26 protein-coding genes are annotated in these 26,043 nt (G+C 58.0%); 5 read left to right on the plus strand and 21 right to left on the minus strand.

Annotation, left to right across the window (positions count from 1 at the left end):
- Positions 1–110 precede the first annotated feature (110 nt).
- Positions 111–551 carry a hypothetical protein gene (locus tag HLH34_RS17650; protein WP_183120880.1) on the plus strand — a complete coding sequence of 147 codons (441 nt, stop codon included), beginning with the start codon at positions 111–113 and terminating at the stop codon, positions 549–551.
- A 168-nt stretch (positions 552–719) separates the two neighbouring features.
- Here HLH34_RS17650 and HLH34_RS17655 read toward each other — a convergent pair whose 3' ends face one another.
- From HLH34_RS17655 to HLH34_RS17735, 17 genes are all read right to left on the minus strand, one after another.
- A complete protein-coding gene (locus HLH34_RS17655) occupies positions 720–1,712 on the minus strand; it encodes a CBASS cGAMP-activated phospholipase (RefSeq protein ID WP_183120881.1) in 993 nt (330 codons plus the stop codon).
- Positions 1,713–2,200: 488 nt separating this feature from the next.
- Entirely contained in the window at positions 2,201–3,400 is a 1,200-nt protein-coding gene (locus tag HLH34_RS17660; protein WP_183120882.1) for a nucleotidyltransferase domain-containing protein, read from the minus strand.
- A gap of 93 nt (positions 3,401–3,493) precedes the next feature.
- On the minus strand, positions 3,494–5,716 hold the full coding sequence (locus HLH34_RS17665) for a S8 family peptidase (RefSeq protein ID WP_183120883.1): 2,223 nt from the start codon (positions 5,714–5,716) through the stop codon (positions 3,494–3,496).
- Positions 5,713–6,870 carry an AAA family ATPase gene (locus HLH34_RS17670; protein ID WP_183120917.1) on the minus strand — a complete coding sequence of 386 codons (1,158 nt, stop codon included), beginning with the start codon at positions 6,868–6,870 and terminating at the stop codon, positions 5,713–5,715. Before HLH34_RS17670 ends, HLH34_RS17665 begins: the two co-directional genes overlap by 4 nt.
- Before the next feature lie 215 nt (positions 6,871–7,085).
- Entirely contained in the window at positions 7,086–7,325 is a 240-nt protein-coding gene (locus tag HLH34_RS17675) for a DUF2274 domain-containing protein (protein ID WP_183120884.1), read from the minus strand.
- Complete coding sequence (locus HLH34_RS17680; protein WP_183120885.1) at positions 7,322–8,512, minus strand: TrbI/VirB10 family protein; 1,191 nt, start codon at positions 8,510–8,512, stop codon at positions 7,322–7,324. Before HLH34_RS17680 ends, HLH34_RS17675 begins: the two co-directional genes overlap by 4 nt.
- A complete protein-coding gene (gene trbG, locus HLH34_RS17685; RefSeq protein WP_183120886.1) occupies positions 8,509–9,510 on the minus strand; it encodes a P-type conjugative transfer protein TrbG in 1,002 nt (333 codons plus the stop codon). The genes HLH34_RS17680 and trbG overlap by 4 nt, the downstream gene beginning before the upstream one ends.
- A complete protein-coding gene (gene trbF / locus HLH34_RS17690; RefSeq protein ID WP_183120887.1) occupies positions 9,507–10,190 on the minus strand; it encodes a conjugal transfer protein TrbF in 684 nt (227 codons plus the stop codon). Before trbF ends, trbG begins: the two co-directional genes overlap by 4 nt.
- 5 nt (positions 10,191–10,195) lie before the next feature.
- Entirely contained in the window at positions 10,196–11,590 is a 1,395-nt protein-coding gene (gene trbL / locus HLH34_RS17695) for a P-type conjugative transfer protein TrbL (RefSeq protein WP_183120888.1), read from the minus strand.
- 5 nt (positions 11,591–11,595) lie between these two features.
- The gene (gene trbJ, locus HLH34_RS17700) at positions 11,596–12,333 is read right to left on the minus strand and encodes a P-type conjugative transfer protein TrbJ (RefSeq protein ID WP_183120889.1); all 738 of its coding nucleotides are present in this window, start codon (positions 12,331–12,333) and stop codon (positions 11,596–11,598) included.
- Positions 12,330–14,759, minus strand: a complete 2,430-nt coding sequence (gene trbE / locus HLH34_RS17705; protein ID WP_183120890.1) for a conjugal transfer protein TrbE — start codon at positions 14,757–14,759, stop codon at positions 12,330–12,332. The genes trbJ and trbE overlap by 4 nt, the downstream gene beginning before the upstream one ends.
- Before the next feature lie 12 nt (positions 14,760–14,771).
- Positions 14,772–15,047, minus strand: coding sequence for a VirB3 family type IV secretion system protein (locus HLH34_RS17710; RefSeq protein ID WP_183120891.1), 276 nt, complete (start codon positions 15,045–15,047; stop codon positions 14,772–14,774).
- Positions 15,047–15,379 carry a TrbC/VirB2 family protein gene (locus tag HLH34_RS17715; protein WP_077813542.1) on the minus strand — a complete coding sequence of 111 codons (333 nt, stop codon included), beginning with the start codon at positions 15,377–15,379 and terminating at the stop codon, positions 15,047–15,049. Before HLH34_RS17715 ends, HLH34_RS17710 begins: the two co-directional genes overlap by 1 nt.
- Positions 15,376–16,353 (minus strand): P-type conjugative transfer ATPase TrbB, encoded by a 978-nt coding sequence (gene trbB / locus HLH34_RS17720; protein WP_183120892.1) that lies wholly within the window; start codon positions 16,351–16,353, stop codon positions 15,376–15,378. The genes HLH34_RS17715 and trbB overlap by 4 nt, the downstream gene beginning before the upstream one ends.
- 172 nt (positions 16,354–16,525) lie before the next feature.
- Positions 16,526–16,969, minus strand: a complete 444-nt coding sequence (locus tag HLH34_RS17725) for a ribbon-helix-helix domain-containing protein (protein ID WP_456305555.1) — start codon at positions 16,967–16,969, stop codon at positions 16,526–16,528.
- 2 nt (positions 16,970–16,971) lie between these two features.
- A complete protein-coding gene (locus tag HLH34_RS17730; protein ID WP_183120894.1) occupies positions 16,972–18,960 on the minus strand; it encodes a conjugal transfer protein TraG in 1,989 nt (662 codons plus the stop codon).
- A gap of 117 nt (positions 18,961–19,077) precedes the next feature.
- Positions 19,078–19,374 (minus strand): DNA -binding domain-containing protein, encoded by a 297-nt coding sequence (locus HLH34_RS17735; RefSeq protein WP_183120895.1) that lies wholly within the window; start codon positions 19,372–19,374, stop codon positions 19,078–19,080.
- Between the two features lie 105 nt (positions 19,375–19,479).
- Between HLH34_RS17735 and HLH34_RS17740 the strand changes: the two genes are divergently transcribed.
- Positions 19,480–19,764, plus strand: coding sequence for a helix-turn-helix domain-containing protein (locus tag HLH34_RS17740; RefSeq protein ID WP_183120896.1), 285 nt, complete (start codon positions 19,480–19,482; stop codon positions 19,762–19,764).
- 49 nt (positions 19,765–19,813) lie between these two features.
- Positions 19,814–20,038 carry a helix-turn-helix domain-containing protein gene (locus tag HLH34_RS17745; RefSeq protein ID WP_183120897.1) on the plus strand — a complete coding sequence of 75 codons (225 nt, stop codon included), beginning with the start codon at positions 19,814–19,816 and terminating at the stop codon, positions 20,036–20,038.
- Positions 20,039–20,061: 23 nt separating this feature from the next.
- On the opposite strand, the gene HLH34_RS17750 is transcribed toward HLH34_RS17745, so the two are convergent.
- Genes HLH34_RS17750 through HLH34_RS17760 form a run of 3 tightly spaced genes read right to left on the minus strand, consistent with a single transcriptional unit; the run spans position 20,062 to position 22,691 of the window.
- Positions 20,062–20,664, minus strand: coding sequence for an isochorismatase family protein (locus HLH34_RS17750; RefSeq protein WP_183120898.1), 603 nt, complete (start codon positions 20,662–20,664; stop codon positions 20,062–20,064).
- Between the two features lie 45 nt (positions 20,665–20,709).
- Positions 20,710–21,675 (minus strand): LysR family transcriptional regulator, encoded by a 966-nt coding sequence (locus HLH34_RS17755; protein WP_244960033.1) that lies wholly within the window; start codon positions 21,673–21,675, stop codon positions 20,710–20,712.
- Between the two features lie 53 nt (positions 21,676–21,728).
- Positions 21,729–22,691 (minus strand): SDR family NAD(P)-dependent oxidoreductase, encoded by a 963-nt coding sequence (locus HLH34_RS17760; RefSeq protein WP_183120900.1) that lies wholly within the window; start codon positions 22,689–22,691, stop codon positions 21,729–21,731.
- A 122-nt stretch (positions 22,692–22,813) separates the two neighbouring features.
- On the opposite strand from HLH34_RS17760, the gene HLH34_RS17765 reads away from it, so the two are divergent.
- Positions 22,814–23,725, plus strand: coding sequence for an AraC family transcriptional regulator (locus HLH34_RS17765; protein WP_183120901.1), 912 nt, complete (start codon positions 22,814–22,816; stop codon positions 23,723–23,725).
- Positions 23,726–23,747: 22 nt separating this feature from the next.
- Here HLH34_RS17765 and HLH34_RS17770 read toward each other — a convergent pair whose 3' ends face one another.
- Positions 23,748–24,956, minus strand: a complete 1,209-nt coding sequence (locus HLH34_RS17770) for an MFS transporter (RefSeq protein WP_183120902.1) — start codon at positions 24,954–24,956, stop codon at positions 23,748–23,750.
- Between the two features lie 177 nt (positions 24,957–25,133).
- On the opposite strand from HLH34_RS17770, the gene HLH34_RS17775 reads away from it, so the two are divergent.
- Positions 25,134–26,042: a LysR family transcriptional regulator gene (locus tag HLH34_RS17775; RefSeq protein WP_183120903.1), complete on the plus strand. Its 909-nt coding sequence runs from the start codon at positions 25,134–25,136 to the stop codon at positions 26,040–26,042.
- Position 26,043: the final 1 nt, after the last annotated feature.

Raw genomic sequence — 26,043 nt, forward strand, 5'->3', positions numbered from 1 at the left:
CACCGCCAAGGCCGGTCTCCAGTTCCGCTTCGCTCCACCTCCGACCGACCTTGGCGACGGAGGTGCTTATGCACTAACAGTCACAGCGGACTACCCGGTGGGGGCTGCTCATGATGGATGCCCTGCTCAAAGGCACCCTGCCCGAGGAGCGGATCAAGGAACGCAGCCAGAAACTGGAGCGACGGAAAGCCCAGGCCGAGGAGATCCTGGCCACCATCGACGAGCCGCCGCCTGTCCTGCATCCCAGCATGGCGGTCGTCTATCGCGAGCGGGTCACCGCGCTGCACGACGCCCTACAGCAGGATGCCACCCGCCTGGAGGCGGCCGATCTCATCCGCTCCCTGATCGAGAGGATCGTGCTGACGCCGGTCAACGGCGCGTTGCGGGTGGAGTTGTTCGGCGACCTTGCCGGCATCCTGACGATCGCGGCAGGGGCAAAGCAAAAGAGCCCGACCGTTGCCGGTTCGGGCTCTGTTCTTGCGTCGCAAGTCAAGATGGTTGCGGGGGCCTGCAAGCACCGATACCGACAATCACTAGCATTTTCTATTTAGGCGAATAAGCAAGTATCTTTATCAGAAATAAAATATGCCCCTTAAGATCGCTATGGAAAAAATGACTACAAGGAGGCGTTATCCTATAGCTAATTCTCAGTTATTCTTACTTTGAAAGCTCGTTCGGAGCCTTTGATTTGCAATATTCACTTACCCCCACAAGCAGACTTATAGTGGATGATACGGAATAAATGTATCGGCAGGTTTATCAAAAAAATGCCGTCGAAGTTCAGGAAGCTTCTCACGCGCTTCCACAACTGCGCGATTCTTCATTTCAGCAATACGACCAGCATTATCTAATGTGTAACGACCTGACGGGGCTATCTGGTCTACACGCCAGATAGCTTGGTGGCCGTGACCATCTCCTGTAAGTATTTTTGCAGCGCCGAGCGCACTATGAGATTGACCTGCCATGAACAGCCGAGTGACATGAGCAGCCATCGGCAATTTTCCAGCCCACCGAGGCGGGGCATTAACTTCTGCGATCGTCCCGATACTAAGCACCTTCAGTCTCTTGGCGGGCCATCCCAGCGTTCCGACCGCCTCGACCACCGCTGCGCCAATCGGATTATTGGCCCAAACACCACCGTCAATAAGCTCGACTTGATCAGACGTATTATGTGCAGGCAGAAATGTCGGAGCCGCAGCAGTAGCCATCGCTGCATCTACGGCCAACTGCCTAAAATCAGTTTCCAGTCGCGGATGGTGGGCCGTCTTATAGATGTAAACGCGTTCCAATATCGGGTGCCACGCAGGGATAAGCAGTCGAGTTGCACTTTCCCCAAGACGCCGTTCTCCGAGAATGCCGTCGAGAGCAGCGCGGAGTTCTGTCGCTTCATATTTACTGCCAACCCAGTGCCGCGCGCTTCTCCAACGCTGACGGAGCCAATTACGAATAATGCCATGCTGCTGATCGAAGATTGCGGGTCCACGCTCCTCATAAAGTTTTAGAATCTCGTTTGCAGAAAGCCCCAAACCCAAGCCAACAGCTATAATGCCACCGGTCGACGTGCCTGAGATCAAATCAAAGTATCGACCGATCGGATGCTCGAGATGCTCTTCAAGCCGGGCAAGAAAAGCTGCGGGAAACACTCCTCGAATTCCCCCTCCATCTAAACACAAAATACGGTAGAATTTATCTTGATCATCCAACTTGATCATATCCGTTTTGTAATTGGTGTCAGAAGCTTACGCTTCGGTTTATGACTATCGAATCGCTCTCGAACTCTAGGATGCAATCCACCACCTGACCATTCATCAGACAGCAGCCATGCCTCGAAATAGAACAACCAGAGTGCCGTCCATGGTACGATCGTCTGATCTAGCCGCATCCAATTTCCCCACTCGCCCGAGTTTGGAAGATAAAGACAAAGCCGTGTTGGGAATTGTTCATATACGTGAGGTAGTTTTCTTCCCTCAGCCAAGATCGTAAGATCAGGCTGGTCAATGTAGACTGCCGGTGCCTTCCCTTGCCGATATTCTATCCGGGCATGATACAACCTGCTTAAGGGCGTAGGCGTTATCGGAAAGCACCACGTAAGAATGTTACCACGCAGTTTTCCGTGACCTTCACAGATCGGGTTAGACCGTAAGGCGATATACTGTTGGGAAGGCGTCAGCGGCCGAGGAAGATAGAAGCGCATTGGAAACTATGGCGCCCCATAAAACGTATTACTACGGACTGATGTCGTCCGCGCCACAGGCATTTTTGCAGTTGTCAAACCAATCCCTGGCGCAAAGGCCAGCGTACGGGCGGATCGCACGGCCGACATGCTATCAAGCATTTCCTGGATAATTTCTCGTGCAGGAGCCTGTCCAAACGATGATGCAAGGATTCTACCCAAACCATCAAGCCCCTCAGCAGCACTCAGTCGCTCCAAATCCAGCATCATTGCAGCGTGCCACTCGAAAAATGCCTCTGCCTTAACTGGCTCCTCATTCCAACGTTCAGCGAAATTTTCGCCCTCAGTTGTTTCGTTCCAGATAGTCCAATAGACGCGTCCGTTTACTATATTCGTGCGAATAAAAGTAGGCATGTGACGGATCACTGCATGCAAAACATCTAACTCGCTGTCGAACACCATCGTCTGGACACAGTGTTCGTAACTCCACGCGGCGAGCGTAGTGATAATTACTGAAATCGGCGCTAGAGACATATCACGTTCGAGAAAATAACTGTCGCGATGTCTCTTCGCAATTTGCACAATCCGGCACAAAAGCCCTTTAAAGCGAGGACGCTCAGGGAACGGTTCAATATCCGCATCCGCGCGTGCTCGATCTTCCGCATAACTCATCAGAAGACGCATCTGCGGAACCAACTCGGCCCGACGCTTGAATGCATCTCGGTATCCTTTGGGATTGCTCGCCTTCCATTCGCAAAGGGCTTTATCAGGTACCAATTCGCCGCTATTGGCACAATCCGCGTTTGGAATGGACGGCGTTATATCCAGATGGAATTCATCTGCATAATTTAGTCTCCAGCAACGCGGCTTTTCCTGAAGAATATTATTATAACGCTGATTGGCCCTCAGTCGGTCACCAACTATCTGCTTGCACAAGGCTGGAGGCAACCACTGACCGAAAGCAGGAAGATGGCAAACCAAGTCTACATCGTACTCAGTCTGGCCAATCGGCTTTACGGTGGTCCCGAGCGCAATCGACCCTTGCAAGTAAATACTACTGGAGGCAAGCCGACCATCGGCGGCGGCGGCCAACCATTGGCCCACCGCTTCATAACTGGATTTAGCACGATTAGCTTGCGTCTCACTTGGTTCCAGTCGCTCGCAGAGCCGTTCCAAGAGCCCGAAAAGCTCTACCTTCCTGAGCGCAGGGCGCCGTTCGATATACATTGCAACCTCTGATCAGATGGACTGAACCCATTCACTCGAATGCAAAAGCATCCATTCAATTCGAAAAATACAAAATTCCAACTCCAACAGTTCCTATGTTCGAATTGGCAGAGTTACTTTTGGTTGAATTGGTACAAGCGCCTTCGTATAACTACGCAAAATATCATTGTAGAGATCGGGGTGTTTAGCGGCCTCTACAGTGATAATTAGCGCATAGCGAATTTTCTCTGCACTTGTCGTAGCATGCCCTGCTTCACGTGCATTGTAATGGATGTCGAACACCGGGTTATCGAGACTACTACCGCGCATACGTTTATCGCCGTGTAAAACCGTTTCCCATTTTCCCATATCCGAACGACGCTCCTCTTCCGTTGCGTACTTTTTCATATCGAAAAAGCCCTTTGTATCGGCGTTCGCTTTACCTTCTTTTACTTTCTTATCACTGGGACGAAAAACAATGTCCAAACCAGCTCGAGTATAGGTAACAGCATCCTGCGGATCTGTTGGTGACGCGTAACAAAATGTTGCCTTCAAGCGTATTCTACCTTGCAGACCACCAGCTGGTATTGGAAGCGGTGCGCGTAAATATTTTCCGGGCTTTAATTCACCTTGATAGACCACCCGTGCCACTCCAGACGGACAAGTAATAACTTCCATCAAATCTTCTGGAACTTTACCCCAACCCACTTCAATTTTATCGTGTTCAGAGGAATCAGCACTGTGAACAAGCAACGCTTTAATAGCGAGCGGTGATAAATCCGAACCAAGAACTGCATGAACTCCAACAGCATTGCGCAATAAATATGGTGATGCAAAACTTGTTCCCAATTGAGGCACTAAGGTTGGCTTGCCTCCCAATGCCAGAACATGAAAATATTTAGAATTTTCTGCGGCCCCTCCAAAAGCCATAAGATCAGGTTTTACTACGCCTGGACTACGACCGGGTCCAACGGCGCTGTAAGCGGCCCGACCCCAAGTTTTATCAATATTGTCAGCAGCCCCTACGGACAACGCATTCACGCAATCCGATGGCACCTGAACACGTGCGTTACCTGTGGAGCGATCCATAGCGCCGTTATTTCCAACGGCTATGGTCATCAATGTATCGCCATCGCTCAACAAGTCATCAATCACAGAAGTCCACGCGTGTACATCCGTATCTTCAATTGGGAGATCCGGTCCCAAACTCAAATTGATGAACTGATAATATCGAGACAGAAGAACTTCTTCCACAAACCCCAGCGTACGATATAATTCCAATGGATCTTCTGAATCACTTTCACGATCCAGAACACGGAGATGATCAACATAAGAATAAGGCCGAGACGGAGTGCTATTGGGTGTGATCGGTCCAAAAAGGAATGCCGACGTGACTGCAAGGCCATGCTCCACGCCGCCCGGATCATCTTCGGCATGCTCATCCATGACGCGATAAGTATTTACCCATGGAGCAACGCTACTCTTCTCGGGCAATCCACCATCCAGAATGGCAACTTTAGGCTCTGACGACAGCGGCTGCTCTGTGGGCAGGCTACACGGCACAGTCACCCCAGAAGCTCGTTGTATCGGACGCATACCACGCAACTTGGGCATGGAACGAATTACACGTACAAAAGAGAACTCCGCTAGGTCCCTGATGCTCTCGCTATCGCCCTCGGCAGGAAGAAACCACAGATTCCCTGCGCTAAATGCCAGATCGAGATGCAGCTTTACGCCAACGTCGGTCGCATATTTGGCAAATGCACGTTGTACAAATTGAGAGTTATCTCCAGGTAACAGATGAACACCCACTTCAAAAAAACGATCGTGGGATTTTTCGAATGACACAATGCGATCTGTTGACTCAAAAGCAGAAAAACTCTCAATATGAGAAAGATCTTTAGCTTCACTGGATCCTTCTTCAACTTCTCCAGCCCAATCTGCCAACTGACGAAACGCTTTTCGCCGTCCCACCACAAAAAGCTCCGTGGTCGTTGACTCGCGCGGAGAACCCTTTTTTGACCAAGCCTCCGGGGTCAGCTTTACAGCTCTACTCCCAACCGACTCAAGACCAGCATTACGCAACATTGCGACTGGATAAAAAGAACGCGCGATGTAACTAGGATTCAAGGCGAGACGAGCCACACTCAAGTCGCCCGGACAGGCTTTGGAGGGCAACCTATCGAGATTTATCGATGTCTCGATAAATTGCGGCACCAAGCGTGTTTTCGCCTGCTGCAACGTATAAACTTCAGTTTTCGTTATGCTTCGTCGAGGCCCCTTGATATCGTAAGTAAGGAGTTCGCCCCGTCCTATCAGAAAATTAGTCTGACTCACCCTTCACGTCTCCGCTTTTTAGGAACGACGGCAGGACCGTCAGTCGTGTATTTTCTAATAGTATCTCGGCTTACACCTGTAATATCCGAAATACTATGCTGAGACAGGCGTGTTTGTTTAGCTAGTAAAACAGCCATATCGATGCGCCCCTGCCGATCCAACGATAGAGCACGAGCTTTAATGAATTCCTCAATTAAATCGACATCTGGAGCCGTCCCCAATGCTACTGCTCGCCGAAAGCGCTGTATTTCTCTTCCTATATCGCTAAAGGACTGCCCACGAAACGCGAAGGTCAGAATATCTACCCACCGAGCAAACAATGCGAAATCAGGTCCCAAGAACCGTTTAATAGCTTCTTTGACCGCTACGGGCTCAGGTGTCTTAAATTCGACAACCAAATCAAACCGTCGCCACAACGCAGGATCAATCAGCTCTGGATGATTAGTTGCGGCCAACAACATTCCGGTAGCAGGCCACTCATCAACTTCCTGCAAAATCACTGTCACAAGACGCTTGAGTTCACCAACGTCGGAATCATCGCTACGTCGCTTGGCAATTGCATCAATTTCATCAAGCAACAAAACACAAGGGCGTTGTTTAGCAAAATCAAGAGCTGTGCGTAGGTTGCTGCCGCTGCGCCCTAACAGACTACTCATAACAGCAGTAAGGTCGAGTACATACAACGGCACGCCTAACTGAGCCGCCAACCAACGTGCCGTGAGAGTTTTACCCACCCCCGGTTGCCCAACAAATATTGCAGAACGTGTAGGCACCAGACCCGCTGCCACAAGACGCTCAGCTTGCTTACGCTCTAAGATCAATTGTCCAAGCGTTTCCTCCAAATCAGGAGATAATAGCGGCGCCTCCTGATCAGGAAGATCCCTGAACTCTTTAAGCAATGATAAGCGCGATTCGTCGTCCACCGGCAAAGCCTGTTCCGGAGAAGATGGAGTAACTGCCTTGCGTAAAGGCGCTCCGGTGCGATGCGGTTTGGTCCGAAGGAACAGATCTACCTGCTCTGCCAGCTCTGGTTCAGTTCCTCGATATTTTCTAACTAGCCGCGCGGCGAACAAGCGCACGTCCTCCGTTTGCTCGGCCAAGGCAAGCCGAACAATCTGGGCTAAATCAGACTTCAATCCACTAGAATCGTCCATAAACACGATAACCCATTCATATAAACCACTTTTTTTCAGTCAAAAATGGACTAAAGTTATTCTCTCATATTTTCAGCCTGCTGGAAAGATATTCCGAGCAGTCATTGCCAAGCGCTTCCTCACATTCATGGCTCCCTCATAATCAGCCCGACGGCCGTGTAAGGGACCAGCCGCATCAAGGCAGGAAACCTGTAATCAGATAGGATTTCTCTTCCTCAACGTTCACAGTCGTTTCCTGACCGTTGTCTCCGCGCTTTCGCGAACCCCCGATCCGTGCCGATGAACCTCTCGAGCATGGGCACAATGAGGCGCACGGGATCAGCGGGCGCCTGCCGGGTTCCGCGACCCAAAATTTCGGCATAGGCGGCAAGATCACGATGTAAGGTGGCTGGCAGTTCCAGCGTAACCTTCACGGACTTGTCGTCCTCAATCGGACCGAGCTTCAGCTTCGTCATGGATAGGTTTCCTTCTCTTTCCAAGGTTTGAGAACCAGATCGCGATTCAGGATAAGCGTGAATGGCAGGCCCGGCCGGCCGGTCAGCGTCGGCTGGACGTTGAGGCTGCGGTCGATCAGCCGGTTGCCGACCATGGAAAACCCGTTACTGGCCCCACTGCGGATCGCCTGCATGAGATTGTTTTCATTCCACGACGTTCCTGCTTCGGAGCCCACGCTAAGCAGGGTCGTGACGAGGGCTGCGCGGAACAGTTGCCCCCAATGGTTGTTGACCTCGTCGGACAGGCCGGACTGGCCAATGGCGTCGCCACCGGGCAGCTTTTCCAGCACGAAGCTGCCGCCGTTCGGGTAGATCAACCGGGTCCAGATGATCTGGGTGCGCTGCTGCCCGAAGGAAATAGCGCTGTTATAGGCCCCAAACAGGATGCTGCCCTGCGGGATCAGGAGATACCGGCCGGTCGGGCTGTCATAGACGTTCTGGGTCACATGCCCGGTGATCTGGCCCGGCAGGTCGGAGCTGATCTTCGTGTTGAGCGCACCAGCGATCACTGTGCCTGCCTGAAGAACGTATGGGGATGCGGGCGACATAATTCGGTCCGGGCTGACCGTCGCACGATCTGGCTGACCTGCCAGAAAGGCACGATTGCCTGTCTGCTGGTCAGTACCTGCCGATGATGCCTGCGCTCCGGGAGTGGTGGCCACCACTCCCGGAGCCACCTGCGTGCCTTGCCCGTCGCGCGCCTCGACCTGTGCAAAGAGCCGGCTGGTCCGCGCCGCCTCAATCTCCAGGTCGCCGCGACGATCCCCCATGCCGGAGACCGGCCCCGCTCGACCCTGCCGTTGCGCATTGAGGATTGGCCTACCAAGATCGCCGGGCAAAGGCGGTCCTAGCTTTGGGGTGGCGGTATAGTCGCTGGGCAGCGCCGACAGCCCATCGGCCGAGGCCCGCGCGTCCGTGTCCTGCGCCGCCTGAACCGGCCCTTTTGGCGTGTTGCTTTGCAGCGCATAGCCCAGCGCGAGACCGATGGCGAGCATCCCAGTGCCCCCCAACGTCCAGATGACGGGACGCGACAGTTTTACGACCGGCGGACGCTGTGCACGCAGTCGGAGATCGGGAGACGGCTCCGTTGCGCTCCCGTTGCCAGCAGCGCCCCCTCCCCCGTCCTGACGATCCTCGGCGTCGCTCATGACTTCCTGCCATCGGTACGGACGATCCGCACCCGCTGCTCGGAATGTGTGTCGCCCAACCGTAGTTCGGCGGCGGCAAACAGGCGGTCCACGATCATCCAGTTTTGTCGGACTCGGTAATTCACCAGTTCCGGGCCGCCATCGGCACCCAGCACGAAGAGCGGCGGCAGTTCCCCCTGCCCGATCCCCGATGGAAAGGCGATATAGACCTTATGGCCGTCATCGAAGGCCCGGCTGGGCAGCCAGGGCGGTGTCCCGCCCTTCACCGGCTGGATGGCATAGCGGAAATTCAGCGCGTCGAGTTTCAATCCTACATCTACCGGCGCAGCATCATCGGCGGCATCATCCTGCCGATGCAGAGCAATCAGGTCGTCCTCGGGATAGTCCCACGACACCGATGCCATATAGGTCGCGGAGGTCGCCCGTAGTTCGGCGAGGTAGGTCCGCCGGTCGGTATTGACGATCAGGTTGGTCGTCAGTTCCGGGCGCGTCGGCTTGACAAGAATATGCACACGCTTCGTCGTACCCGCGCCACTGGTGGTATCGCCCACGATCCAGCGTACGGTGTCACCCACTGCGACCGGCCCGGTGCCGACCAGCTTTTCGCCGGGCTGAAGCATGATGTCGGTGATTTCGCCGGGCGCGGCATAGACCTGATAGAGCGCGCCCGCGCTATAGGGATAAACCTGCACCGCATTCACATAACCGGCCCTCGTCGGCTGGATGCGCGCGGCAAGATTGGCCTGGGTCACCCGCACAGTAGGATCGGCCGCCTCGGGTACAGGATGTTTGCGCCGCAACGGCGGAAGCGGCTTGAGCTGGCCCGGCAGAGGAAGGATTTTCGGGACTACCACGACCTGCACCGGTTTCGGCGGATCGGGCTGGCGCACGGCCTGAGCCGCGTCATCATAGCGGATGACGGGCGGATGGTACTGCTGCGCGCATCCGGCCAGGGGCAGGGCAAGCAAAGGAAGAAAGCGAAGAGCACAACGGATCATTGGCCAAGCTCCTTCGACCAGTTGATGGCGGAGACGTAGATTCCAAGAGGGTTTTTCCGCAGATGATCCGCGTCGCGCGGGGTGCGCAGAACAACCGACACGATGGCGGTCCAGCGTTCGGTGCCGGTGAACGCGCCGTCACGGTAATGGCGCTCCGTCCAGGCGACACGGAAGCTGTTGGGCGAGGCCCGGATCACCGAGGCGATGTCCACCTCGACCTGCTCATGCCCGATCCGTGAAAACGGATCGTTCAGGCGGGCATAATCATTCAGCGCCACCGCGCCGGAGGTGGTGGTGAAATCATAGGCACGAAGCCAGTTCTGGCGGACCACAACGGCATCGGACGACAGGGAGCGCACATCACCGATAAACTGCGCCAGATACCAGGCAATCTGCGGATCGGCAGGCATGTAGCCGGACGTGGCTGGGGCCACGACCTGCGCCTGACCCAGCCGGTCCACCTGCACGACCCACGGCGTGATGGTGCCGCGCATAGATTGCCAGAGCAGCCCGATCCCAAGCCCGGCCGAAAGGAACAGGGAGCCAAAGGCCATCAGCCGCCAGTTGCGTGCTTGCACGCGGGCGGAGCCGATCCGCTCATCCCAGATCTGCGCGGCTTTCTGATAGGGCGTGACCGGAGCGGGCGCGATCCCGTAACGGCTGGTGGAGCGACGGAACATCGTCCTCATTCCTTTTCCGACAGATCGATTGAAGAAGATCCGCCGCCGCCATCGGCCGAGCGGATGACATGCGCGGCTTCGGCGGCATGGGTCGCGGCATTGCGGCGCTTCATGTTTCGTGCCCATCGGGGCGGCGTGCCTTCGGGGCCACCGGCAACACCACCTCCGCCACCGCCATTACCTGACGGGCCGCCGGCCGACCCGCCCCCCGCATCGGCCCCTCCCGTGAAGCGTCCGCCCGTCGCGGTAAAAGCACCTCGCGCGCCCTCGCCGTAGCTCTGCTTCATGGCGGTCGCCGCAGAAGACATTTTACTCTTCACGGCATTCGTGGCAGCGCTACCTGGCGCGCGGGCGATACCGCCCAGCCCGGCTGCCATGCGGGCACCGGGACTTTCGCCAGCAGCATTCATGGCACCCATGGAATATGCCGTATTGGCCGCACCCGCGATCGCGGCCCCTCCCCGTGCGGCAGCAGCCGTGGCACCCACGGCCGCTGCCCCGCCAGAGGCAACCGCTCCGACACCAGCGACAGCCGCCGCCCCCATCGCGCCCACCGCCATGCCGGTGCCAACGGCAGCCCCCGCGCCAAGCTGTGGTGCGCCGGAGATCAGCCCGTTGGCGATACTGCCGCCGTAAATGGACAGACCGACGATAGCGAGAGACGCCAGTATCACCGACGTTGCCTGTCCGACGGTGGGTACAGCATCGCCATAAGAAGTCGTAAACTGCCGGAATAATACAGACGCGATGCCGGAGATCACCGCCAGCACCATCACTTTCACGCCCGATGACATGACATTCCCCAGCACCTTCTCCGCCAGGAAAGCCGTACGGTTGAACAGGGCGAAGGGGATCAGCACGAAACCAGCGAGGCTGGTCAGCTTAAACTCGATCAGCGCCACGAAAAGCTGCACGGCCAGAATGAAGAACGCCGCCAGCACAATCAGCCAGGACAGGCACAGCACAAAAATCTGGATGAAGTTTTTGAAAAACGCGACGGGGCCGAGAAGATTATGAACGGACTCCAGCAGCGGCTGGGCCGCATCGAACCCCGTCGCGGCCAGTCGGCCGGGACGGAGGAAATCCGACAATGTCAGATTGCCACCCCCGGCCCTGAGACCCATGGCGGCGAAACTATCGAACACCACCTTCGTAAGATGGTCGAAATTGTTGATCAGGAATGCGAAGAACCCGATATACAGTGTCTTCTTCACCAGACGCTGGACGATGTCCTCATCCGCAGCCCACGCCCAGAACAGTCCGGCCAGTACGATATCGAGCACGGACAGCGATCCCGCCAGCGAAACCACATTTCCTTTCAGCAGACCAAAACCGCTGTCGATCGCGGTCGTGAAGGTATTCAGAAAATTGTCTATGACGCCGACATCATTCGTAGCCATGGCGCTCAGTTCCCGCTGCCGCCGAACATGGACACCGTGCCGGGCTCATAGGCGTCATGCTGCGAGAAATGCTGATACTGCGCGTCACTTTCCGCTTCCGTCGCAGCATCACGTGCCTGTTGCAGGGCCGTGGCGCGACCGTTGGCGGCCAGTTCGGCCTGAATGTCGGAAAGCTGACGGGACTGAAGCGCCATAAGCTGGTTGCCGGCCTGTGCCGCCTGCAACGCCCCGGTCGATGTCTGGCTGGCCGAAACCAGTTGTGTCATGGCGCTGCTGTCAGAAGGGATGTTCCCCACTACCCGCGCCTGGAGTTTCAGGGCGTCCTCGAACCCGCCGACGGAATTCTGCCAGCGTGTTTGCGCCTGAGAAAACAGGGCGCTGTCGGACATACCCGACGAGACGGACGTGTATGCCTGCTGAAACTGCCGCTCGACCGACTGGACGCTATACGCAATGTTCTGCGCCTGCGCGAGCAGCGCCGTAGTCTGGGAAATTGTTGATTGCAGCGTCGAGAGTGTCGAGAGCGGCAGGCTCGCCAGATTGCGACCCTGATTGACCAGCATCTGCGCCTGGTTGGCCAGCGACGTGATCTGGTTGTCAATCTGCTGAAGCGTCCGGGCCGCGATCAGCACGTTCTCGACATGGTTCGCGCCGTCATAGACCGCCCATTGCGCGTGAGCAGGTGGAGAAGATGAACCCGTAAAAGCAATGACCACTACGGCAGGAATCAGACGATATCTCACAGCACGTCCCCTTCCCGCAGAAGGTCCGCCGCCCACGTGACACCACGCGCCTCAAACCAGGCCGGCAGAAAGCCGTCCCGCCCATGTTCCGCCAGAACCGCATCAATCAGTCGGTGATCGTCCTTGCCGGATGCCGCGCACAATGCCAGCGCCACAGGACCGAGGCCCAGTTCGAACAGGCGGTTGCCGCGCTGCGTCTGGCAGTAATACTCACGCTTGGACGCCGCGCGCGCGATGATGGCGATCTGCCGGTCGTTCAGGCCAAAATCCCGATAGAGCGCCATGATCTGCGGCTCGATGGCGCGCTCGTTCGGCAGGAAGATCCGGGTCGGGCAGCTTTCCACCACGGCTGGCGCGATCGGCGAGTTGACGATGTCTGACAGGGACTGGGTGGCGAAAATCACCGACGCATTCTTCTTGCGCAAGGTTTTAAGCCACTCTCGCAACTGGCCGGAGAAATTCCCGTCATCCAGAACCAGCCACCCCTCATCGATGACCAGCAGGGTCGGACGACCATCCAGCCGTCCTTCGATGCGGTGGAACAGGTAGGACAACACGGAAGACGCGGCGCCGGAACCGATCAGCCCCTCGGTCTCGAACACCACCACGTCGGCGTCCCCCAGTCGCTCGGCATCGGCGTCGAGCAACCGGCCATAAGGACCACCGAGGCAATATGGGGCCAGAGCCTGCTTCAGGACGTTGGACTGAAGGAGTGCCACCAGGCCGGAGATCGTGCGTTCATGGCTGGGCGATGACGCCAGGGAATTCAGAGCGGACCAGAGATGGGCTTTGATGTCCGGCGTCAGCGCCACGCCTTCGCCGACAAGGATATGCCCCAGCCACTCACTGGCCCATTTGCGTTCATCGGGATCGTCAATCTGTGCCAGCGGCTGGAGGGAAACGCCAAAGTGGCCGTCATCATCTGTCAGCCCACCACCCAGATTATGCCAGTCCCCGCCCATCGCCAGCGTTGCGGCCCGCATTGAGCCGCCAAAATCGAAGGCGAAAATCTGCGAACCCGCATAGCGACGGAACTGCAACGCCATGAGGGACAGCAACACCGACTTCCCAGCCCCCGTTGGTCCGGCGATCAGAGTGTGCCCGACATCACCAACATGAAGGCTGAACCGGAACGGTGTCGCCCCCGCCGTCCTGCCATAAAACAGCGGGGGAGCACGGAAATGGGTATCGCGTTCCGGTCCCGCCCACACCGCTGACAGCGGGATCATATGGGCAAGGTTCAGGGTCGAAACTGGCGGCTGCCGCACATTGGCGTAGACATGACCGGGTAACGATCCCAGCCAGGCTTCCACCGCATTGAGACTTTCCGTCATGCAGGTGAAATCGCGACCCTGGATGATCTTTTCGACCAGCCGCAGCTTCTCGGTCGCTATGGACGTGGAACCATCCCACACCGTGACGGTCGCCGTGATGTACGCCTGCCCGACATCATCGGCGCCCAGCGACTGCAACGCCAGATCGGCATCGGCCGCCTTGTTGGCGGCGTCATTGTCCACGAGAATGGATGCCTCGTTGGTCATCACCTCACGGACAATGGCCGCAATGCTCTTGCGCTTTGCAAACCAATGACGACGGATCTTCGTCAGCACCTTTGTCGCGTCCGTCTTGTCGAGCAGGATGGCGCGGGTAGACCAGCGATACGGCATGGCCAGCCGGTTCAAATCGTCCAGGATTCCGGGGAAGGTCCGGCTCGGGAAACCGATGACGGTCAGGGTTTGGAGGAAGGCATCACCAAGTTTCGGCTCCAGACCACCCGCCAGCGGCTGATCCACCAGCAAGGCATCGAGATGCATGGGGATTTCCGGCACCCTGACGCGCTGGTTCCGGGTCGAGATGGTACTGTGCAGATAAGTCAGGGTTTCGCCGTCATCGAGCCATGCCACCTCGGGCATGAACCCGTCCAGCAGCGCCAGCATCCGATCACTGCGATCCACGAACGCATGGAGCATGCCATGTGGATCGGGGCCGTCCCGTTCCCTACCCTCATAGAGAAAGCGTTCGGCGCGACCTGATGATTCCGCCGGTGGCAGCCAGACCAAGGTGAGGAAATAGCGGCTCTCGAAATGCGCGCCCTCGTCCTCAAACTGCTCCCGACGTTCCAGATCGACCATCTGGCTAGCCGCATCGGGAAAATCGCTCTCGGGATATACTGTCGCTGGCACCCGCTGTGCTTCCACGAACACGGCCCAGCCGGAGCCAAGACGACGCAGGGCATTGTTCAGCCTTCCCGTAACACCAACCAGTTCCGCCGGAGTGGCGCTGTCCAGATCCGGCCCTCGAATTTTTGCCGTGCGCTGAAACGAACCGTCCTTGTTTAGGACAACGCCTTTCTCAATGAGCGCTGCCCATGGCAGGAAATCGGAGAGGAGGGCTGAACGGTTGCGATATTCGTCAAGGGACATCATCGCCCTGCCCTCCTATGCCCGCAGCCAGGCGGGATAGCGGAGATGCCGCCGCCCCACTTCGACAAAAAGCGGATCGCATTTTGCACCCCAGACCGCGAGCCCATGCCCGACGATCCAGAACACCGCGCCAATCAGCCAGAGCCGCAGGCCAAGCGAGATTGCCGCCCCCAGCGTGCCGTTGGCGATCGCCAGGGTCCGTGGAGCGCCCCCCAGTAGGATCGGGTCTGTCAGGGACCGATGCACTGGAACATGAAATCCGGGCACCGTATCATCGTCATATCCCGCCATCAGATCAGCGCGCCGCCCGAGAAAGAGAAGAACGACAGGAAGAAGCTTGACGCGGCAAAAGCGATGGACAGGCCAAAGACGATCTGGATCAGGCGACGGAAGCCACCCGACGTTTCTCCGAAGGCCAGGGTCAGACCGGTCACGGTGATGATGATAACAGAGACGATGCGCGCCACCGGTCCCTGCACGGATTCCAGGATCTGGTTGAGTGGTTCCTCCCACGGCATATCGGAACCGGACGCCAGAGCCGAGGAGCACCATACGATGGACAGCAACAGCATGGCAGAGAGGACAGGCACGTACCGACGCGTGCGGAACAGCGTAAGGTTCATTGGGATTCTCCCGAATGCTGGAAGGGATGAATGCGATAGGCGCCAGTAACGGGATCGAGCCCGTCCACGGTGACGAGTTCGGACAATCGGCGCTGCGTGCCCCGCCCGGACAGGACCGCGATCACGTCGATCGTCTCGGCGATCAGGGCACGAGGCACCGTGACGACGATTTCCTGGATCAGTTGTTCCATGCGGTGCAGCGCGCCAATGGCAGTACCGGCGTGGAGCGTGCCGATCCCGCCGGGATGGCCGGTGCCCCACGCCTTGAGCAGATCGAGCGCCTCGGGGCCGCGCACTTCCCCAATCGGAATACGGTCGGGGCGCAGGCGCAAGGCCGAGCGCACCAGTTCGGACAGCGTGACGATGCCGTCCCTTGTGCGCAGGGACACGAGGTTGGGCGCCGCGCATTGCAGTTCGCGCGTATCCTCGATCAGCACGACACGATCACCAGTTTTCGCGACCTCGGCCAGAAGGGCATTGACCAGCGTGGTCTTGCCCGTGCTCGTGCCGCCCGCGACGAGAATGTTTTTCCGTTCGGCAACAGCGCAACGGAGATATGCCGCCTGTCCTTCCGTCATGATCCCGGCTTCGACATAATCGTCGAGCGTGAACACGGCGACGGCGGGCTTGCGGATGGCAAAACTGGGCGCGGTGACCACGGGCGGAAGCAATCCCTCGAACCGTTCGCCTGTTGGCAGTTCCGCCGAGACACGCGGGGCGCCATCATGCACCTCTGCCCCGACATGGTGGGCCACCAACCGGACGATGCGCTCGGCGTCGGCGGGCGTGACAGTCTCGCCCGTGTCGGACAACCCTTCGGACAGCCGGTCGATCCAAAGTCGCCCATCCGGATTAAGCATCACCTCGACCACGGCAGGGTCGGCAAGATGCGTTGCAATGGCCAGCCCCATCGCCGTGCGCAGCATGGAAATGCCGCGTGCCTGACTTTCCGAATTATGATGCGAAACCGCCATCTGACCCCCGCTTGAACGGGACCGGAACAGACGGTCCCCACACGGGGATGATTAAAAGAGGGCCATTTCGGCTCGATTCAACAACTATCGCGGACCGTGCGGTCGTCGCGTAGAAACGGCGGTAATTGGCGGGATTGACGAATCCTTATGGCAGCCCCACGCAATCTGATGATTACTGGGGGTCTTCACCACCATTGCGCCGTGTGTCGATGTCCCGCGATAATTCCCTGAGAAAGCGATCTCCCGTCGCCAGTTTCCGCCCGAGCGATTGCAGGAACCCCTCGAACCGTTCGACGCCTTTCGCCCTGGCCGATGCCTGGGCACTGTCAGGCAATGGCGGGGTGACGGTCAGCCAGAAGCGGATGAACAATGCCAGCGTCTCACCCATAATGGCGAGATCTTCGTCCATCCCGGCGATCTGGCGGTCGATCCTGTCCATGCGACGGGCGAACACTGCTTCCAGTCGCTCCGAGGCGTCAGCCGAGAGAAAGGACGCGACGGCCGCCTCGATCACCGACGACTTCGAGACGTTGCGCCGCAACGCCAGCGCCTCGACGTGTTTCAGAAGCTCCGGCTCGAAATACACATTCATGCGGGTCTTGCTCGGCATGGGCATCCTCACAGATCGAGACCATCGGCCGGGTCCATCGTTGCCTGCCGCGCAACGGAGCGGGCCTGCTGGCGGATGGTGCGCGCTTTGGCAGCATCGAGATTCGGCTCGTCGTCGAGCACATCGAACTCCTGCATACCCGGACGCTCGGGCGGCACGACGTCTTCATGCTCCGGCAATTCCGGTTCGCGGCGGATGCCGGCATTTGCAGGATCACCATCTGCGCCCGCGCTGCCATCCGGAGCCGGCCCTCCTGATGGAGCCCCTGTCTCCAGCACCGACCAGTCATCGGACGGAGGCGCGGACGGGCGTTGCGTTCCGGTGGCCGGGGGCGGCAGGACACGCTCCATGAACCGCGCGTCCTCATAATAGCGCGCCTTCTTCGCGCGAACGGGGGCGACGCCCGCGACCAACAGCAGTTCATCGGTCGGCGGAAGCTGCATCACCTCGCCGGGCGTGAGCAGCGGTCGTGCCGTCTCCTGTCGCGAGACCATGAGGTGTCCGAGCCAGGGCGACAGCCGGTGGCCGGCATAATTGGTGGAATCACGCATCTCGGTCGCGGTGCCGAGCGCATCCGACACACGCCGGGCGGTACGCTCGTCGTTGGTGGCGAAGGCGACGCGGACATGGCAGTTATCGAGAATGCTGTTGTTCGCGCCATAGGCTTTTTCGATCTGGTTGAGACTCTGCGCGATCAGGAAGGATTTGATCCCATACCCCGCCATGAAGGCCAGCGCACTCTCGAAGAAATCGAGACGGCCGAGGGCGGGAAACTCATCAAGCATCAGCAGCAAACGGTGCCGACGGGTCGAGACATGCAGATCCTCCGTCAACCGCCTGCCAATCTGGTTCAGGATCAGGCGGATCAGCGGCTTGGTGCGGGCGATATCGGACGGCGGCACAACGAGGTAGAGACTGGCGGGCTGCTGGCCGGACACGAGATCCGCGATACGCCAGTCGCACCGTGCCGTCACCTTTGCCACCACAGGGTCGCGATAAAGGCCCAGAAACGACATGGCGGTGGACAGCACGCCCGATCGTTCGTTGTCGCTCTTGTTCAGCAGTTCGCGCGCCGATGACGCGATGACCGGATGCACGCCTGCCTTCCCGAGATGCGGCGTGGACATCATCGCACGCAGCGTCGCCTCCACCGGCCGTTTCGGGTCCGACAGAAAATTGGCGACACCGGCCAGCGTCTTGTCCGGCTCGGCATAGAGGACATGCAGGATCGCACCCACCAGCAGGGAGTGCGAGGTTTTCTCCCAATGGTTGCGCCGGTCCAGCGCGCCTTCGGGATCGACGAGGATATCGGCGATGTTCTGGACATCCCGGACCTCCCTGTCACCACGCCGGACCTCCAGCAGCGGGTTGTAGGGCGAGGACGCCGGATCGGTCGGATCGAACAGCAGCACGCGCCCGTGCCGGGCACGAAATCCGGCGGTCAGCCCCCAGTTCTCACCCTTGATGTCATGGACAATGGCCGAGCCCGGCCAGGTCAGCAGCGTTGGCACTACCAGCCCGACGCCTTTGCCAGAACGGGTCGGCGCGAAACACAGCACATGCTCGGGGCCGTTATGCCGCAAATAGTCCCGATCTAGCCGACCCAGCACCACGCCGTCGGGATCGAGCAGCCCGGCCTCCTCCACTTCGCCGACTTCCGCCCAGCGGGCCGAGCCGTATGTAGCGACATTCCGGGCTTCCCGTGCTCGGAGGATGGACAGACCGATGGCAACCACGCTGCCGATAATTCCACCAGACGAGGCGATATATCCGCCCGTCACGAAGATCGACGGCGCATAGGCGTCGTAGAAATACCACCACCAGAAGAAGGCCGGCGGATAGTAGAATGACCAGCCTGCCACCATGAACCAGGGAGCGCCAAGCTGGGGCTGAAAACCCAGGCCCCAGGCCGTCCATTCCGTGGCACTCCAGAGGGCGACGAACACGATCAGCAGGACGAGGACGACCTGCCCCCACAGGACACGGCTTCCGGACATCGGGGCTCCAATCGGCTTTGGGAATAAAACCGATCAGAGAAGGGGCGACACGGAGGCAAGCAATATAGAATGAGTCGCGATCGTGCTGCCGGATACCATGGCGTAGAAAAAGGATGGTCAGTGGCGGGTTACGCGGGCGTCGATCACCGCCTGTTCGAGAATCTTCCGATAACCGATTTTCGTCATCCATCGCGCACGAGCAAGATGGCTTTCCCAGCAGGTGCGCGTGCGCTCTGCGTCCGCCGGATCGCGATGCAGCACGATCCGCGCCACCTCCGCCCAGTCGGCCCGATCCGCCTCGGCGTCGAGCAGGCGGAGATAGGTGATGAAATGCACTTCGTCATAGGTCGTGATCTCCGGCACGGTCGGCGCCAGGTCATCGACGTCGGGGTCCAGTTCGGGTCTCGCTGTCATCCGACAGCCCTCCAGCAGGATTGCAGTCAATTATATCCTAAAATGGGATAATCCCAAATCAGGATTATCGGCACGACTCCCCTCCCCGTCGGAGAGCCGTTCCGCATGAAGAAATCCCTGCGCACACCCCGGCAGCGTTTGCTGCAATCGCTCCTTACAGAAGCGCGCAAGACCGGGGGGATGACGCAGTCGGAACTGGCCGCCGCACTCGGCAAGCCCCAATCCTTCGTCGCCAAATACGAGAATGGCGAGCGACGAATCGATATCATTGAGTTCGTGGACATAACAGCCGCCCTCGGCGTTTCCGGCGCAGATCTTCTCGCCCGTCTGGCGCACAGCACGGAAAAATCTCCACCGGACGCGGAGAATACCACGGGTCGGGACGAATAGGAACGATCATTCCTGGAACGATCGTTCCGACAAAGGTCTCGATGATGGCATGGACCTCAAGGAGGTCATGGCGGTCAACCTGCGTCGGATGCGTCATGACAGAGACATGACGCAAGAAGAGCTGGCCGATCGTGCGGGCCTGAGCACCCGCTATATCGGGGCGATCGAACGCGCGGACGTGTCGGCAAGCGTTACGATCCTGGGAAGAATTGCAGAGGCACTGGACGTGGAACCGGGCGCGTTATTGAAGGCTGTCCCGGCCAGCCCGCGCTGACCGGCTGAGGGAAAAAGACGCCCTCACTCCTTCCACGCAGTGCTGTCCTTTACGATGACGGCGAACATATCCGCCAGTTCGGCCAGCGCAACGCGACGCACGGTCTCGGCCGCGATCGTTCCGCCCAGCGGATCGGCGACATCGCGTGCGGCAATGGCGTCCGCCACCAGGGTCACGCGCAGGCCGTATTCTTCCGCCGCCGCGCGGGCGGTGGTGGACACGCAGACACCCACCGTATCACCGGCGATGATGACCTCGTTCCGACCCGTTTCCTTGATACGCTCCGCGAGCCCGGTGCCGATAAATGCATTCGCATGGGTCTTGAACAGAACCGTCTCCCCTTCACGGGGCGTCACCTGGGGCAGAAAATCGCGGTAAGGGCTATCGCTGGCGAAGGCGGGAGCGCCTGGTCCAGCGTCATGGGCGATATGGATGACCGGCACGCCTTTGCGCCGCGCGAGATCGAGCAGCCGTCCGGCTTCATCCGCCGCCGCATCGACATTGGCGAGCGGCACCCGTCCGTCGCGATATTCGCGCTGGATGTCGATCAGGACCAGCACTGACCGATCGAGCGGTGACGGGCTGTCGTCGAGACCGTAGATCTTACGGAAAGTTTCGAGGCTCATGGGGATTTTCCTCCTAGTAACAGGCTGTTTCGACAGGCCGACGCTTCACAAACGTACGCCGCCCGTTGTGCGTTTTCCCGACGTCGTGGCTGAAAACGATGATGCCATGGTTTGAGCCTGCATGGTCAGACCATCCATACGACTCATATGCGTGGCGAGATCCAGAAGATTTCGCAACGCGGGGCTGCGGTTCTGGGGCGACCAGACCGCGCTGAACCGGGCGTGTTCCTTCTCGTCGTCGATCGGACGGAAAACGATGCCGGGAAATGGCATATGGCTGCCCGCCTCATGGGTCAGCGTGATCCCCTCTCCTGCGGCGACCATATGCATTAGCGTGTCCCGTCCGACATCACGCCGATGGAGACGCGGCGATCGCCCATGCTCAACCACACGCCGGACGATATGCTCAAGGATCTGCGGCCCGGCGCCACCCTGCCGAACAAGGAAATTCTCCGTCGCAAGGTCAGCCCAAGCAAGGGATTCCAGGGTCGCAATCGGATGCGCGGCAGGAAGAGCAATCACCAGGGCCTCGCTCCAGAGGTGCCGGCTATGACAGTCAGGCACATTGGAGACATTGATGATAAAAGCCACATCGAGCTTGCCGTCACGTATCATGGAAAGCGTATGTGACGATGGTCCTTCGATAATGCTTTGCTCAATTGCCGGGTGGGCTGCTCTGTAGCGTTGGCGCAGATCGGCAAGAAACCCTGTCGCGATCGAGCCATTCAGCCCGATCGTGAGCCGCCCCACTGTACCATCAGAAATTGCACCTGCCGTCCTGACGGCATGATCGATCTGCTCTATCCCTGCTGAAACCTCTGCGACGAAGCGGCGTCCGGCCTCGGTCAGCCGAACACCGCGATGACGCCGCTCGAATAGGACGATGCCCAATGTCTCTTCCAGCGCCTTGATTCGGGCGCTGACACTCGATTGGGTAACACCGAGTGCATTGGCCGCATGGCGAAAATTGAGATGTTCAGCGACAGCAAGTGTGTGGGTGAGTGCGCGCAATGGAATGCGCCCATCCAAAGAACGAGCGTCACTTACAATGTAGCGTGACCTCCTCATGTTACAGGAAAAGCGTTTATCCCCGTCAGTTCGGCCGAAAGCGCCCAAAGCCGCTCTGCCTCATGGGGATCAGTCGCATAATGTTTGACACCAACAAATGGCTCACTGACTTCTTCTGCACGCAACGCGACATCGCAATCTTCACAATAAAGGCCACCAAGCATAGCAAGCCGGGGAGAAGTCGCCGCCCATACCTGCGTGGCAGCTCCCTGTTCTGGTGTCTTGAATGTTGGATCAGCAGGCGCTCCAGTTGCATCGAGCCAGCCTTCCGCCACCATCTCGCCTTCGGTCAGGTAACGCTGCAAAGGTGTAAAAATCTTTCCTGGATGCAGAGAAAAAGCCCGAACACCATGTTCACGCGCAAGTCGATCGAGATGAACTGCGAACAATGCGTCGGCGGTCTTTGACTGCCCGTAAGCAAGCCACTTGTCGTAGCCTTCTTCAAATTCTACATCGTTCCACCGAATGTCGGACAAATGATGTCCGGCTGAAGAAACTGCGACAACACGGGCACCTCCGGCGAGCAACGGCCATAGCAAATTTGTCAGTACAAAATGCCCAAGGTGATTGGTTGCGAACTGTGCTTCCCAGCCTGGGCCGACACGCTTCTCCGGACAGGCCATGATGCCAGCATTATTAATGAGCATGTCGATATGCTGATCTGAAGCCAGCAAACGCGCGGCAAAAGAGCGCACACTAGCAATATCGGCCAAATCGAGCGCCTCGATTTCTATGCCCGAAATATTCTGCGTCGCGATCTTCGCGACATCTGGGTTCCGTGCCGCAACAAGCACTTTGGCACCTGCTCCGGCAAGCGCCTTCGTCGTTTCGAGACCCAGACCAGAGTGGCCGCCAGTGACAACCGCGCGCTTTCCCTTCAGATCCAGTCCTGACAAGACGTCTCGAGCGGTAGAACGGACACCAAAGCCGGAGCCCAAAGGCTTCTGATAGTCGGTCATGATTATTCTCCAGAGTAGGCGACCCGGACTGCCACGGCCGCCTGGAGAGAATCTATTATGGCGATCGAACGATCCATATTGTATAGTTCGTATTTCTTTTGCGATAATACGGATTTACGGGCATGGACCCTCTCTCGGATGTTCTTTCCCTGCTCAAACCTCGAACCGCTATCAGCGCCGGTCTTGATGCCGGCGGGGAATGGGCAATCCGTTTTCCGCCTCATGACGGGGTCAAGTTCAATACCGTGATACAGGGTGCGTGTTGGGTGCAGGTCGACGGCGAAGCTGAACCATTGCGTATTGAAGCAGGTGATTGCTTCCTCCTGACACGTGGCCGCCCCTTCCTCTTTGCAACGGACATGACACTGCCACCGATCAACTCTGCGACGATCTACGACAAGGCATCGGACGGCATTGCGACCTGCAACGGCGGTGGAGATTTCTTTTTGATTGGGGGCCGCTTTTTCTTTGATGGCAACCATGCCGATCTGTTGTTTAACGCCTTGCCTGCTATTGTTCATGTCCGGGATGCCTCGGAGCAGGCGGCGGTGCTGCGTTGGTCGCTGGAGCAACTGGCTACGGAACTGAAACACGGGTCGCCCGGCGGCACCCTGATGGCCGACCATCTTGCACAAATCATGCTTCTCCAGATCATCCGGCTGTGGCTGGCCTCCGACAAGGAGACGCACACTGGTTGGCTGGGGGCTCTGGCCGATCCGCGCCTCATGCGCGTCATGGAAGCGATGCACAGCGAACCAGCCCGACGATGGACCCTCGCCGAACTGGCAAGGCTTGCCGGCATGTCGCGAACTGTCTTCGCCGTGCGGTTCCGTGATGTCGTCGGACAGACGCCGCTTGACTATCTTGCAGGCTGGCGGATGCGACTTGCCGGTGATCGCTTGCAACATACCGCCGATAGCGTTGCGAACATCGGCTTCTCTGTCGGATATGAATCCGAAGCCGCGTTCAGCACTGCATTTCGTCGCATGATGGGATGCACACCGATGCAACATCGGCGTCTGGTAGCAACCTAATCCCGCCTGGCGAACATATCTGTTAACCACGAGGATCGACCGCTTGGAAACCATGGTGACGTGCCATCCATACGACGACGAACGTGGGGACAAGCAGACAAAGTAGGGCGGGAGCAAAGGCGCCTACGCCGATCTTTTCGAGCAGCAGACCACCTATGATCCCGCCTCCTGCGATGGCGGTATTCCAAGCAGTAACGAGCATAGACTGCGCGACATCGGCCGCATTACCGGAAGTCTTAGCAAGCGCAGTCTGAAAGAGAGTAGCGGCACCGCCAAAGGCAAGCCCCCATACGCCGACAGCGCAGTAGGTCACAGTCGGATTGTCACTCCAGATGCCTAGCGCCAGAGTAGCAAATCCGAACAATATCGTGCTTGCAAGCGTTAACGCGCGCAGGCGGTGGTCAATAAGGACACCGACTATCCAGATGCCGATCAGCGATGTCACACCGAAAACGAGTAAAATCAAATCTGTTTGCGCGGCCATACCAGTGGCGGCGAGGAACGGTGCGATGTAAGTATAGAGAATGTTGTGGGCGAGCACGAAGGCCAGTGTCACGAACAGAACGGGCCGCACACCTGCCATTCCAAAGACCTGCCTGATGGAATGACGCTTACCGGCTACCTGCCCCGGAAAATCGGGAACTTTCACAAGTATCCAAGCGATCAAAACCAGCGTCAGCACACTCATCAACCCAAAGCAGGGCCGCCAACCGATGGTGGTACCAATGAATGTGCCGGCAGGGATACCGACCGATAAAGCCACGGGCGTCCCGACCATGGCGACGGCAATTGCACGCCCCTTCATGTGGTCCGGCACCATCCGCGCCGCATAACCAGCGAGTAGCGCCCATAACAGACCGGCCGAGACGCCAGCGACGAACCGCGCGAACATGGTCAGCCCGTAATTCGTTGAAATGGCTGTTATGGTATTGGCGACCGCGAAGCCGACGATGGCGGTCAGAAGCAAGGGCCGTCGCCGCATTCCCTGGGTCGCCGCTGTCAGGGGAATGGCGGCAACGAGCGATCCCACAGCATAGATCGTGACGAGCTGCCCGGCGAGAGCATCTGATACCGAGAGGCTGCTGCCGATCTGTGTCAGAAGCCCAGCCGGAAGGGCTTCGGTCAAAATAGTGATGAAACCAGCAACAGCCAGCGCAAGCAGTGCCACGAGAGGGAAGCGACTAGATATAATCGCTTCGTCATTGGAACCAGTAAGGGGTTCGATTTCCATCGTTGATGTCATTGTTCTACCTGTTCAACAGATCGGCTAACAGACTGCGCCATGTCTGGTGCGAATGCCGTTCGCCGCCCAAAGCTTTGACAAAACGATAAACCCTCTCGCTTCTCCCGATAATAAGGCTATAGTTCCGAACATATCGGACATTTATATCCGAAATAGGTTCGCAAAATGGATAGTCTTGGTTCTCTCAATGCGTTTGTTCACGCCGCAGAAGCCCGCAGCTTCACGACAGCAGGAAAGCAGCTCGGCGTTTCCTCCTCGGCGATCGGCAAGGCCATTGCCCGCCTTGAAGGGCGGCTTGGCGTGCGATTATTTCATCGCTCCACCCGCACCATTACGCTGACACCGGAAGGAGGGCTGTTCCTCGAACGCTGCCGACGAATCTTCTCGGAAGTTGAAGCGGCAGAATTGGAAATCTCCCAAACAAGGGGAGCACCGCATGGTAAATTGCGAATCAGTTTACCGTTGGTCGGAATGTTGATGATGCCAACTATTTCGGCTTTCATGCGCCTTTGGCCGGACATTGAATTGGATTTGGATTTCACTGACAGGTTGGTCGACGTAATCGACGAGGGTTTTGATGCAGTAATCCGCACCGGTGAGATTAACGATTCCCGGTTGATGACGCGCATGCTGGGCGGCTTCAATTATCAGCTTGTCGGCTCGGTCGACTATTTCTCCGAACACGGTGTTCCTGAAACCTCCGCCGACCTCATCGCACACCGTTGCCTACGTCATCGTTATCCAAGCACCGGCAAATTGGAAGACTGGCCGCTTATCGTGCGCAGTAATGAAACGGCGGTCGAATTGCCTACGGTTGCTGTCTCGAGCGCAATTGAGCCACTGGTCTATATGGCCGAACGTAGTCTCGGTATCGCCTGCCTGCCGGACTTTGCCGTCCGAGAACAGGTGCAAACTGGTACGCTGATAAGCGTGATGGAAAGTGCGGTCTGTCATTCCGGCACTTTCCGCATTCTTTGGCCCTCAAGCCGCCAACTTTCTCCAAAAATCCGTGTCTTCGTGGATTTTGTTGCAGAGAATCTTTTCGGCAGTCCATCAGACATGGTGGCAAGGTAGC

Origin of the sequence: Gluconacetobacter azotocaptans, from assembly GCF_014174355.1 — a bacterium.
Classification (GTDB): domain Bacteria; phylum Pseudomonadota; class Alphaproteobacteria; order Acetobacterales; family Acetobacteraceae; genus Gluconacetobacter; species Gluconacetobacter azotocaptans.